An 11,364-nucleotide genomic window follows, 5' to 3' on the forward strand; every position below is an offset into this window, starting at 1 on the left:
CTCCCCCATCCGCCGCTCCGCCCCGTCCGCCCCCGGACACCTCACCGCCCACGGCATCCGCGCCGCCTACGGCGGATTCACCGCGCTCGACGGCGTCGATCTCACCGTCTCCCCCGGCCGTGTCACCGGCCTGATCGGCCCCAACGGAGCGGGCAAGAGCACGCTCTTCCACTGTCTGAGCGGCGCTCTCCGCCCCACCTCGGGGCAGGTGATCCTGTCAGGACGGGACATCACCCGACGGCCCCCGCACATCCGGGCGCGCCTCGGCCTGGCTCGCACCTTCCAGCAGCCGGCGGTCTTCCCCGGTCTGACCGTCGGCGAGAACGTCCGCGTCGGCGCGGAGCAGGGCGCCGCTGGGCAGGGCAGTGCGAAGGGCCCCGCCGCCGAAGCCCGCGCCCTGCGTCTGCTCGGCCTCAGCGGGCTCCGCGACACCCTCGCCGCCGAGCTGCCGACCGGTGTGCTGCGGCGCGTCGAGCTGGCCCGCGCCCTGGCGGGCAGCCCCCGCGTGCTGCTGCTCGACGAGCCGGCCGCCGGGCTCGACAGCGCCGAAGTCGCCGCGCTGGCCCGCGTGCTGCGAGCGCTCGCGGCCGACGGGATGGCGCTGCTGATCGTCGAGCACGACCTCGACCTGATCGGCGATCTCGCGGACACGGTCCACACCATGGCGGCGGGCCGCATCATCGGCTCCGGCCCGGCTGCGCCCGTGTCCCCGTCCGCGCCCTCGTCCCCGTCCCCGTCCCCGTCCCCGTCCGCGCCCTCGTCCGCGCCCTCGTCCTCGTCATGAACACCGGGACCGTAAGCGCAGGCGCCCCGCGCGCCGGCATCGCGCTCGCCGCCGCCCGGGTCCGGTACGGCCCGCTCGAAGCGCTGCACGGCGTCGACCTCCCCGCGCCCGCCGGGCACCTCACCGTGCTGCTCGGCCGCAACGGCGCCGGCCGCAGCACCGCGCTGCTCGCCCTGGCCGGCGCGCTGCCCCTCGCGTCCGGGCGGGTGCTGTGGGACGGCGCGGACGTGACCCGGCTGCCCGCGCATGCCCGTGCCCGCCGCGGGCTGTGCCTCATCCCCGACCAACGGGCCGTCTTCGCTTCCCTCAGCACCGCCGAGAACCTCGAACTCGCGGCGCCGGCCGGGGACCGCTCCGCCGCCCTGGACGCCTATCCCGCCCTGCGCGCGCTGCTCGGCCGCCGCGCGGGCACCCTCTCCGGGGGCGAGCAGCGGATGCTCGCGGTGGCGCGGGGCCTGCTCACGCCCGCCCGGGTGCTGCTGATCGACGAACCGACGCTGGGCATGTCCCCCGCGACGGCCGCCCGCACCCACGCTCTCCTCGGCGACCTGGCGCACGGCCGGTCCGGTACGGGCGGGCCCAGGGCCGTCGTGATCGCCGAACAGCGGCTGTCGCCCGCGCTGCGCCGTGCGGCCTCGCTGGCGTACGAACTGCGGCGCGGAGCGGTGGTGTTCAGCGGCGAGCCGGCGGAACTGCCGCCGCGCTGACGGCGCTCAGCGCGCACCGCACGGGTCAGCGCGCACCGCCCGGGAGCGCCAGCAGCGTGCCGACGGCCAGCAGGTCCGGGTCCGCGCCGATCAGCGGCTCGTTGGCCCGGTAGAGCGCGGGCCACCCGCCGGACACGCGGTGCCGCCGCGCGATCGACCCCAGCGTGTCGCCGCTCCGTACGACGTGGGCCCGCCCGGACAGCCCGTAGCGCTTCGAGCAGTTCGGCCACGCGCCCCAGCCCTGGGTGCCCAGAACCCGCTCGGCGATCTCGATCTGCTGCTCACGGCCCGCGAGGTCGGCCCGTCGCGCGTGCTCCAGGCCGCCGTGCTCCTCCCAGGTGGACTGGCGGAACTGCAACCCGCCGTAGTAGTTGTTGCCGGTGTCCGCGTTCCACCGGCCGCCGCTCTCGCAGTCCGCGATGCAGCCCCACGGCCACTCGGCCGAGGAGCAGGAGTACGAGGCAGGCCGCTCCTGAGCGACGGAGCCTGCGACGAAGGCGGCGGAGGCGGCGGAGGGCGCGAGCGCCGACAGCGCGACCAGCGCCGCGAGCGCGCCGAGCAGCAGAGCCACGGGCTGGGAACCACGCGTAGGGGCCACCGGGCCACGCTAGGCACCGGTTTCCGACGGACCGGGACGCCGCGCCCGGTCGGCGGGACGCCCCACCCGGTCGGGGGAGACCGGGCGGGGCGCGCGCACGAGCGGGACGGGCGCTCGTACGACCGGCCGTAGTCCGAACGGCGTCGCGGGCGTCGACGCGTCAGCGCTTACGGCCCGTCAGGGCTCCCGGCCCTCAGAGCACGAGCCGCTGTCCGACCCGGATCAGGTCCGGGTCGCCGCCGATGACGGACCTGTTGGCGGCGTAGACCTCCCGCCAGTCGACGCCGCGCGCCGTGGCGAGCCGGCTCAGGGTGTCGCCGGCCCTGACCGTGTACGAACCACGGGCGTGGCCCCGGTCGGCGTGCCCCGATTCCCGCTTGGGCGTCTTGTACGCCGGCGCCTGGTTGCTCGGCGCCTCGCGCTTCGGCGCCTCGCGCTTCGGCGCCGAGCGCGGCTGCGGTTGCGCCTTGGGCTGCGCCGCGCGGGGCTGGGCGGCCTGCGGCTGCCCCGATCCCGCTGGAGCGCTGCCGTACGCCCCGGCCCGCGCCGCACAGGTGGGCCAGGCGCCCCAGCCCTGCGAGCGCTGTACCTGGGTCGCCACGGCTATCTGCTGGGCGCGGCCGGCCCGGTCGGCGGTCGGCGCGTAGGCGCCACCCCCGTGGGCCCGCCAGGTGCCGGCGGAGAACTGGAGTCCGCCGTAGTAGCCGTTGCCGTTGTTGATGTGCCAGTTTCCGCCGCTCTCGCACTTCGCGATGCGGTCCCACACTCCGCTGTCCGCTGCCCCGGCCGAGCCGGAGGCTGCGAGCAGTGCCAACGGGGCCGCCAACACGGCTCCGGCGAGTACTGCTGTCTCGCGACGACGTATGGACATGGATTCCCTCTCGATGGGCGTTGCCGGGCGGTGCTCGGTACATACGGCGGGTGACTGTAGGGAGCTTCCTGACCCCGTATCAACCACGTGTTCGTATCGGCAGGCCAGTTGCCGGTTACCGCCGGTATAGGCGAGTTTCAGCCACCCGATACATCAGCTTATTTAGCACTTTGCCTTCCTATAGGAAAGATGATCTGTGACCCAGCTCACCGCAACAACTTCCATGCCCTCCGCAGGGGTTGGCATGGAGTGAGCGCTTCCGCCGCGCATCTCACGCTGTGCTGCCGATGATGCGATTCCACCGCCGTCAACGCGTGACCCTGGCCACAGATCGCCCGTTGTGTCCTTATGAGCCGGGGGACGCCCGGCGCTCGCACCAATACCGAGGAGCCACCCGTGCCGCGCATGCTCGACGTCAGCGACGACGTACGCGCCGAGATCGGCGAAGAAGAAGCCGAGCGGCTGCTCGCCGGCCAGAACGCCCCGGGCAGTTATGACTGCACTTCTTGCCGCACACCCGGCGACACCGATCAGGAACGCACCAGCACCGTCCTCTTCGTGGGCGAGGAGACCGCCGTACTCGCCTTCGCCCACGCCACCTGCATCCCCTCGCAGGTCGTCCCGGTCTCCGAGGAACAGCTCCAGGGGGCCGTCCGCTCCATCACCGGCGAGGAGCCCGCGGGGTCCGGCGGCCCCGTCCAGGCGCCGGCCGGCACCGCGGGCATCGACGCGGCCCCCCGGCAGGCGGTGCTCGGCGTCACCTGCGGGCTCCTGCTGATCGAGGATGAGCTGCGCCCGGCCGTCGTCGTCGAGCCCACCGGCCCGATCGCCCGCCCCGGCAGCGACGGCCCGGACGACGTCTTCCTGGCGTTGCTCCTGGAGCAGGGCTTCCACCAGGTCGGCAACCTCGGGCAGCCGCCCGCGCCGGTCCCCGGCTGGTCCGTGCTGCTGGCCATGGGTCAACTGCACGCCGTGCTGCAGCCCGGCGCCGGCAGCACCCCGGCCGCGTGGTGGCAGGCGCACCGCCCGCTGCCGGTCAGCGACGGCTGGCGTGCCGCCGTCAACAAGTCCAGCACGGTGCTGCTCTTCGCCGCCCCGGCGGGCGAGATCGGCGATCAGCCCCACGAGGACCTGTTGCGCGACGCACTGGAGCAGGCGGCCGCGCGCGGCCTGCTGGTCGGCGGATCGATGCCGTTGGCCGGAACCTGAGCACGGGCGGGCACCAGGCCCACGCACCCGGCCGAGCAGCTAAATCGGCGCTCAGCCCGCATCCGTCGGCGGGCGGGGTCGTTGGCACATATGTGCACGCATACGACTCCTCCCCCCGGTCCCCGTATCAGAGCCAGATTCCCGGAATGCGCCCGTCGTACCAGAGCTCGCCCGCTCCATCGGCGACCCCGATCTACGACGCGCTGTACTCCGAGTACCTGAGGTCCTTCCGGGCGCTGCCCGGCGACCGTACGGGCGAGGAGGAGCTGGGACTCGACTCGCTCGGGAACTGGAACCATCCCGGCACCGCGAACGGATACGCGAGCCATACTCACAGCAGCCACAGCGGTCATGGCAGTCACAGCCACAGCCACAGCTCGGCCACCGGGGCCATGACCGGCGTCTGGGACTCCTACGGGCGGCAGCAGCGGAACCTCCCCGCGGCGCTGCCGCCCGGCCAGCGCGACTACCGGGGGCGCGGCCGGTAGCCGACCGGCCGACGCGACGGCGGCGGGGGGGGGGGTCAACGCAAACCGGTACCCCCCCGCCGCGGTTGTGCGTCAGCCGTTCACGCGCCGGCCGGTCACGCCTCAGCCGTTCTCGGGCTTCTTCCTGTTGACACGGCCGCCGCGGCGCTCGCGGACCCGCACCGAGAGGTGGATCGGGGTGCCGGGGAAGCCGAACTCCTCGCGCAGCCGGCGTTCGATGAAGCGGCGGTAGCCGGCCTCCAGGAAGCCCGAGGCGAAGAGCACGAACCGGGGCGGCGCGACGCCGGCCTGGGTGCCGAAGAGGATGCGGGGCTGCTTGCCGCCGCGCACCGGGTGCGGGTGGGAGGCGACGATCTCGCCGAGGAAGGCGTTGAGCCGTCCGGTCGGCACCCGGGTCTCCCAGCCCGCCAGCGCGGTCTGGATCGCCGGGACCAGCTTCTCCATGTGCCGGCCGGTGAGCGCCGAGACGTTCACCCGGGGCGCCCACTGGACCTGGACCAGGTCCGTCTCGATCTCGCGCTCCAGGTAGTAGCGGCGCTCCTCGTCCATCTGGTCCCACTTGTTGTACGCGATGACGACGGCGCGCCCGGCCTCCACCGCCATCGTGATGATGCGGGTGTCCTGCACCGTGAGGGACTCGCTGGCGTCGATGAGGATGACCGCCACCTCGGCCTTCTGCAGGGCGGCGGCGGTGCGCAGCGAGGCGTAGTAGTCCGCGCCTTCCTGGAGGTGGACGCGGCGGCGGATGCCGGCGGTGTCGATGAACTTCCAGGTGATGCCGCCGAGCTGGATCAGCTCGTCGACCGGGTCGCGGGTGGTGCCGGCGACCTCGTTGACGACGACCCGGTCCTCGTTGGCGACCTTGTTCAGCATCGACGACTTGCCGACGTTCGGGCGGCCGATCAGCGCGATGCGCCGGGGGCCGCCGACGGCCAGGCCGAAGGTCTGCGCCGGGGCCTCGGGCAGCGCCGCGAGCACGGCGTCGAGCAGGTCGCCGGTGCCGCGGCCGTGCAGCGAGGAGACCGCGTGCGGCTCGCCGAGGCCGAGCGACCACAGCATGGACGCGTCGGCCTCGCCGGACGCGCCGTCCACCTTGTTGGCGCAGAGCACGACGGGCTTGCCGGCCCGGCGCAGCAGCTTGACGACGGCCTCGTCGGTGTCGGTCGCGCCGACCTTGGCGTCGACGACGAAGACGACGGCGTCGGCGGCCGAGATCGCGAACTCGGCCTGCGCCGCGACGGACGCGTCGATGCCCAGGACGTCCTGCTCCCAGCCGCCGGTGTCGACGACGTTGAAGCGGCGGCCGTTCCAGTGCGCCTCGTAGCTGACGCGGTCGCGGGTGACGCCGGGCTTGTCCTCGACGACCGCTTCGCGGCGGCCGATGATGCGGTTCACCAGGGTCGATTTGCCGACATTGGGGCGGCCGACGACGGCGAGGGTGGGCAGCGGGCCGTGGCCGGCCGCGGCGATCTCGCCTTCGACCTCCTCGGCGTCGAAGCCTTCCTGGGTGGCGAGCTCCATGAACTCCGCGTACTCGGCGTCGCCGAGCTCACCGTGCTCGTCGCCGGAGTGGATCTGGTCGTTCATGAAGTCCGTTCCTCGTTCATCCATCGTCGATGGGCCTCTTGCGCCCACTACTCAGTGTCGATCAGTGACCGGTGAGACGCCTGGCGTCCGCCAGGTGTCCGGTCAGCCGTTGCTGAATGCGTACCGTCGCCGCGTCCAGCGCGGTGCGGGTGCGTTTGCCGGCGCTGTCGCCCGCCTCGAAGGATTCGCCGTAGACGACGTCGATCCGGCTGCGCAGCGGCGGCACGCCCGCTATCAGCCGGCTCCGCCGGTCGGTGCTGCCGAGCACGGCGACCGGAACCACGGGGGCTCCCGAGCGTACGGCGAAGTAGGCGAGCCCGGAGCGCAGCGACGCGAAGTCGCCCTCGCCCCTGGTGCCCTCGGGGAAGATCCCGAGCACTCCGCCGCGCGCCAGCAGGCCGAGCGCGTTGGTGACGGCCGTCCGGTCCGCGATCGTGCGGTCCACTTTCAGCTGCCCTATTCCGCGCAGGAAGGGGTCCATCGGGCCGATGAACGCCTCCTTCTTGACCAGGAAGTGCACCGGCCGCGGCGAGGTGCCGATGATCATCGGACCGTCGACGTTGTGCGAGTGGTTCACCGCGAGGATCACCGGGCCGCCGACCGGCACCCGCCAGGCGCCGAGCACGCGCGGTTTCCACAACCCGTACATCAGCCCGATGCCGATACGCCGGCCGACCGCGGCCCCACCCGGGCCGGGCACGCTGTCGGAGGCGGTCACGCGGACTGCCCCGCACGGGACAGCGCCGACTCGATGAGGGTGACGACGCACTCGATGACCTGCTCAAGGGTCAGCTCGGTGGTGTCCACCTCGACGGCGTCGTCCGCCTTGGCCAGCGGCGAGACCTTGCGGCCGGAGTCGGCCGCGTCCCGCTTGACCAGCGCGTCACGGGTGGCCGTCAGGTCGACGGCCTCCTTGCCCTTGAGCTCGCCGCTGCGGCGGGCCGCGCGGGCCTCCGCCGAGGCGGTGAGGAAGATCTTGAGGTCGGCGTCGGGCAGCACGGTGGTGCCGATGTCGCGGCCCTCGACGACGATGCCGCGCTCGGCGGTCGCCGCGATGCCGCGCTGCAGCTCGGTGAGCAGGGCGCGCACCTCGGGCACCGCGCTGACCACACTCACCGCGGAGGTGACCTCCTGGGTGCGGATCGGGCCGGACGCGTCCTGGCCGTCGACCGTGATGGTCGGGGCGGACGGGTTCGTTCCGGAGACGATGACGGGCTTGGTCGCGGCGGTGGCCACGGCGTCGGCGTCCTGCACGTCGACGCCGTTGACCAGCATCCACCAGGTGATGGCCCGGTACTGGGCGCCGGTGTCCAGGTAGCGCAGGCCCAGCTTGGCGGCCACGGCCTTGGAGGTGCTGGATTTGCCCGTGCCCGAGGGGCCGTCAATGCCGACGATCACGGTTGCCGGAGCGGTCCGGGCGGCAGTTTCCACGGTGAAAGACACCTTCCTCGTACACGGGGCGGGGTTGCGGGGCGTGCGCGGAGCCCGCATGGACCGGCTTCGGGCTCCCGGCCCGGGTCCAGGGCAAGCTCCATGCCTCGCACAAGGTTACTGTCTGAGCGGACCGCTCCGTACAGGCCGTCGTCACGGCCGGAGGGACCAGCCCCTCTCGCGCAGCGCGACGGTGAGTCCGGGCACCGACTTCGGTTCGACGGTGAGCTGGATGAGGCCCGCCTGCTGTCCGGTCGCGTGCTCGATCCGTACGTCCTCGATGTTGACCCCGACCCGCCCGGCGTCGGCGAAGATACGGGCCAGCTGGCCCGGCTCGTCCCCGATGGAGACGGTCACGGTCTCGTACGCCGTCGGCGCCGCGCCGTGCTTGCCCGGCACCCGGGCGCGGCCGGTGTTGCCCCGGCGCAGGACGTCCTCGATGCCGGTGACGCCGCCGCGCCGCTTGTCCTCGTCCGCCGACTGCAAGGAGCGCAGCGACTGGACCGTCTCGTCGAGGTCCGCGGCCACTTCGGCCAGCACGTCGGCGACCGGGCCGGGGTTGGCGGACAGGATGTCGATCCACATCCGCGGGTCGGAGGCGGCGATCCGGGTGACGTCGAGGATGCCCTGGCCGCACAGCCGTACGGCCGTCTCATCGGCCCCCGCGAGCCGGGCGGCGACCATGCTGGAGACGAGCTGCGGGGTGTGCGAGACGAGGGCGACGGCGCGGTCGTGCGCGTCCGCGTCCATCACGACGGGCACCGCGCGGCACAGCGAGACGAGTTCGAGGGCCAGGTTCAGCACCTCGGTGTCGGTCTCCCGGGTCGGCGTCAGCACCCAGGGGCGGCCTTCAAAAAGGTCTGCGGTGCCGGCCATCGGCCCCGACCGCTCCCGGCCGGCCATCGGATGGGTGCCGATGTAGTGGCTGAGGTCACAGCCGAGCGCCTCCAGCTCGCGGCGCGGGCCGCCCTTCACGCTGGCCACGTCGAGGTAGCCGCGGGCGAGCTCGCGGCGCTGCGCCTCGGCGAGCGTCGCGGCGACATGGGCGGGCGGCACCGCGATGATCGCGAGGTCGACGGGGCCGGCCGGGGCCTCGTCGGTGCCCGCGCCGAGGGCGGCGGCGGTACGCGCCTGCGTCGGGTCGTGGTCCTCCAGGTACACCTGGACGCCGCGCCCCGCCAGGGCCAGCGCCGCCGAGGTGCCGATGAGCCCGGTTCCGATGACGATCGCGGCTCTCACAGCGCGGCTCCGCGGACTGTTCGTACCGGTCGTACGGTCACGTCGCTGCTCCCTAGGTCGCACATGCGGTCACGCGTCCGGTCACACATCCGGTCACACATCCAATATTCCTGCTGTCGCAACGATCAGCGTAGCCAGCACCCCGCGAGGGTGCCACGAGCGGTACAACCATGGGCATGATCTTTCATGTACTGCCGCTGGACGACTGGCTGGCCGATCCGGGCCGCCCGTACGCCCCGCCGACGCTGGCCCGGGACGGCTTCGTGCACTGCTCGGCCGACGAGGCCGGCACGCTCGCCGTCGCCGACGGCTTCTACCGCGATGTGCCCGGTCCGCTGATGGCGCTGATGATCGACGAGGCGGCGCTGAAGGTCATGGTCCGCTGGGAGGCCGCCGACCCCGCGCCGCCGCCCGGCGTAGCGCCCGGAACCCTCTTCCCGCACGTCTACGGGCACATCGACCGGTCCGCGGTCGTCGGGATGCTGGAGGTCCAGCGGGACGCGCGCGGCCGGGCGACGGCGCTCAACGTCTGGTCCTGACCGCCGGAGGCTCCCGGTCGGCCGGAACCGGCCACCGCCGGGCCGGTAGCGGCTATGGACGGTGGGCCGCTGGTCGGGCCGGGTCGCCTTCCTGCTCACGATCCCGGTCGCGGTGCACTGCCTGTACGCCTTCGGCTGCCAGTCCGGGACGCCGCGGGTGATGTGGCACTCGCTGCTCGGCTGCGTCTTCTTCGCTTCGGATCCCGCGCCTTCGGGGTCCGGCTCGGAGTCGGGGTCCGCGTCCGGGTCCGCGTCCGGGTCCGCCGGCGGGAAGCCCGAGCCGTCCGCCGGGGGCGAGGCGCTGACCAAGGCGGCCGACGTGCCGGTGGGCGGCGGCGTCGCGCTGCGCGCGCAGAAGGTCGTGGTGACCCAGCCTGCCAAGGGGGACTTCAAGGCCTTCTCGGCGATCTGCACGCACGAGGGCTGCACGGTGAAGGACGTGACCGGCGGCACCATCAACTGCCCGTGCCACGGCAGTAAGTACCGGATCACGGACGCCTCGGTCGCGGGCGGCCCGGCGCCGCGCCCGCTGCCGCCGCAGAAGATCACCGTGGACGGGGGCACGATCCGACGCGCCTGACGCGCCCGACCGGCGGCCCGACCGCTCGTCCCGTCCCCGTCCGCCAGGAATTCGGAAGACGCGCCCGCGCCCCACAGGCCACAATCCCCCCATGCGAGCCACCCCCGACGGCACGGCACCCCGAGTCGTAGCTGGCCCAGGACCGGGGCACACGCCGACGGGGCGGCCCCGGCCCGGCTGTTACGCCGGGCGGAGCCGCCCCGTGGGTGCGGTTACTGCTGAGCTGCGTACCACTGAGGTGCGTCGGTACGCGGGTGAGTCCGGGCCCGTGAGCCCGGAGAGCCGGTGGGCTTAGAGCTCGACCTCGCGCATCAGCATGCCGACCTCGGTGTTGGTGAGGCGGCGCAGCCAACCGGACTTCTGGTCGCCGAGCGGGATCGGGCCGAAGCTGGTACGGACCAGCCGGTCGACCGGGAAGCCCGCTTCGGACAGCATCCGGCGCACGATGTGCTTGCGGCCCTCGTGCAGGGTCACCTCGACGAGGTAGTTCTTGCCGGTGTTCTCGACGACCTTGAAGTGGTCGGCGCGGGCGTACCCGTCCTCCAGCTCGATGCCGTTCTTGAGCAGCTTGCCGAGCTCACGCGGAATCGGTCCCTGGATCGCGGCCAGGTAGCTCTTCTTCACGCCGTAGCGCGGGTGCGTGAGGCGGTGGGCCAGCTCGCCGTGGTTGGTGAGCAGGATGATGCCTTCGGTCTCCGTGTCGAGCCGGCCGACGTGGAAGAGCCGGGTCTCGCGGTTGTTCACGTAGTCCCCGAGGCACTGACGGCCGTCCGGGTCCTCCATGGTGGCCACGACGCCCGCGGGCTTGTTCAGCGCGAAGAAGAGGTGCGACTGGCTGGCGACCGTCAGGCCGTCGACCTTGATCTCGTCCTTGTCCGCGTCGACGCGGAGCCCCTGCTCCAGCACGACCTGGCCGTTGACCTCGACCCGACCGTGCTCGATGAGCTCCTCGCAGGCGCGGCGGGAACCCATGCCGGCCCGGGCGAGGACCTTCTGCAGGCGCTCGCCCTCTTCCTCGCCGAACGTCTTGGGGGTCTTGACCTGCGGCTTGTCGTGACGAGCGCGGTTGCGCTCCTCGATCTTGGCGTCCAGCTCGCGCGAGCGGGCCGGGGCCTGCCGCTGACCGTGCGGGCCGCGGCGGGGCGGGGTGCCCCTCAGCGGTCCTGTTCCGGTCTTGCCGGCGCCGGCGGCCTTGGGCGCACCGCTCTTCGCCGGTCCGCCACGGGCAGCGCTGCCCCTGGCGCCGGTGGTCTTGGGACCACCGCTGCGGGGCGGGCCGCAACCGCCCGCCTCACATCCGCCCGGAGCGCCACGGTCCCAGCCGCAACGGC

General features: G+C 73.2%; 13 protein-coding genes. 6 read left to right on the forward strand and 7 right to left on the reverse strand.

The genetic code is table 11. From position 1 onward, the window contains the following. On the forward strand, positions 1 to 784 hold a 784-nt coding region (locus QMK28_RS32510; RefSeq protein WP_326443290.1), incomplete at its 5' end, for an ABC transporter ATP-binding protein. Continuing rightward, on the forward strand, positions 781 to 1,491 hold the full coding sequence (locus QMK28_RS32515; protein ID WP_326443291.1) for an ATP-binding cassette domain-containing protein: 711 nt from the start codon (positions 781 to 783) through the stop codon (positions 1,489 to 1,491). The genes QMK28_RS32510 and QMK28_RS32515, both read left to right, overlap by 4 nt. 25 nt (positions 1,492 to 1,516) lie before the next feature. Here QMK28_RS32515 and QMK28_RS32520 read toward each other — a convergent pair whose 3' ends face one another. Together QMK28_RS32520 and QMK28_RS32525 are read right to left on the reverse strand one after the other, a co-directional pair. After that, positions 1,517 to 2,089, reverse strand: a complete 573-nt coding sequence (locus QMK28_RS32520) for a transglycosylase family protein (protein WP_326443292.1) — start codon at positions 2,087 to 2,089, stop codon at positions 1,517 to 1,519. Positions 2,090 to 2,282: 193 nt separating this feature from the next. Continuing rightward, a complete protein-coding gene (locus tag QMK28_RS32525; RefSeq protein ID WP_326443293.1) occupies positions 2,283 to 2,960 on the reverse strand; it encodes a transglycosylase family protein in 678 nt (225 codons plus the stop codon). A 396-nt stretch (positions 2,961 to 3,356) separates the two neighbouring features. Here QMK28_RS32525 and QMK28_RS32530 point away from each other — a divergent pair, with 396 nt between their 5' ends. Beyond that, entirely contained in the window at positions 3,357 to 4,169 is an 813-nt protein-coding gene (locus QMK28_RS32530; RefSeq protein ID WP_326443294.1) for a hypothetical protein, read from the forward strand. Between the two features lie 146 nt (positions 4,170 to 4,315). Further along, complete coding sequence (locus tag QMK28_RS32535) at positions 4,316 to 4,657, forward strand: hypothetical protein (protein ID WP_326443295.1); 342 nt, start codon at positions 4,316 to 4,318, stop codon at positions 4,655 to 4,657. A gap of 102 nt (positions 4,658 to 4,759) precedes the next feature. Here QMK28_RS32535 and der read toward each other — a convergent pair whose 3' ends face one another. The 4 genes from der to QMK28_RS32555 form a co-directional block, all read right to left on the reverse strand. Continuing rightward, positions 4,760 to 6,244 (reverse strand): ribosome biogenesis GTPase Der, encoded by a 1,485-nt coding sequence (gene der / locus QMK28_RS32540; protein ID WP_326443296.1) that lies wholly within the window; start codon positions 6,242 to 6,244, stop codon positions 4,760 to 4,762. 61 nt (positions 6,245 to 6,305) lie between these two features. After that, entirely contained in the window at positions 6,306 to 6,962 is a 657-nt protein-coding gene (locus QMK28_RS32545) for a lysophospholipid acyltransferase family protein (protein WP_326443297.1), read from the reverse strand. Continuing rightward, positions 6,959 to 7,687 (reverse strand): (d)CMP kinase, encoded by a 729-nt coding sequence (cmk, locus tag QMK28_RS32550; protein WP_326443298.1) that lies wholly within the window; start codon positions 7,685 to 7,687, stop codon positions 6,959 to 6,961. The genes QMK28_RS32545 and cmk overlap by 4 nt, the downstream gene beginning before the upstream one ends. A gap of 141 nt (positions 7,688 to 7,828) precedes the next feature. Continuing rightward, positions 7,829 to 8,914, reverse strand: coding sequence for a prephenate dehydrogenase (locus QMK28_RS32555; RefSeq protein WP_326443299.1), 1,086 nt, complete (start codon positions 8,912 to 8,914; stop codon positions 7,829 to 7,831). Between the two features lie 176 nt (positions 8,915 to 9,090). Here QMK28_RS32555 and QMK28_RS32560 point away from each other — a divergent pair, with 176 nt between their 5' ends. Next, complete coding sequence (locus QMK28_RS32560) at positions 9,091 to 9,453, forward strand: DUF952 domain-containing protein (protein WP_326443300.1); 363 nt, start codon at positions 9,091 to 9,093, stop codon at positions 9,451 to 9,453. Positions 9,454 to 9,514: 61 nt separating this feature from the next. Further along, positions 9,515 to 10,033 (forward strand): DUF6529 family protein, encoded by a 519-nt coding sequence (locus tag QMK28_RS32565; RefSeq protein ID WP_326443301.1) that lies wholly within the window; start codon positions 9,515 to 9,517, stop codon positions 10,031 to 10,033. Positions 10,034 to 10,324: 291 nt separating this feature from the next. Here QMK28_RS32565 and QMK28_RS32570 read toward each other — a convergent pair. After that, the coding region (locus tag QMK28_RS32570; protein WP_326443302.1) for a pseudouridine synthase at positions 10,325 to 11,364 on the reverse strand (1,040 nt) is incomplete at its 5' end.

This window comes from Streptomyces sp. H27-D2, from assembly GCF_035828615.1.
GTDB lineage: Bacteria > Actinomycetota > Actinomycetes > Streptomycetales > Streptomycetaceae > Streptomyces.

What these genes read in the sequence shown, in the direction of transcription:
- QMK28_RS32515 (WP_326443291.1), top strand. Translation starts at nt 781, where the DNA reads ATGAACACCGGGACCGTAAGCGCAGGCGCCCCGCGCGCCGGCATCGCG.
- QMK28_RS32525 (WP_326443293.1), bottom strand. Translation starts at nt 2,960, where the DNA reads ATGTCCATACGTCGTCGCGAGACAGCAGTACTCGCCGGAGCCGTGTTG.
- QMK28_RS32535 (WP_326443295.1), top strand. Translation starts at nt 4,316, where the DNA reads ATGCGCCCGTCGTACCAGAGCTCGCCCGCTCCATCGGCGACCCCGATC.
- der (WP_326443296.1), bottom strand. Translation starts at nt 6,244, where the DNA reads ATGAACGACCAGATCCACTCCGGCGACGAGCACGGTGAGCTCGGCGAC.
- QMK28_RS32560 (WP_326443300.1), top strand. Translation starts at nt 9,091, where the DNA reads ATGATCTTTCATGTACTGCCGCTGGACGACTGGCTGGCCGATCCGGGC.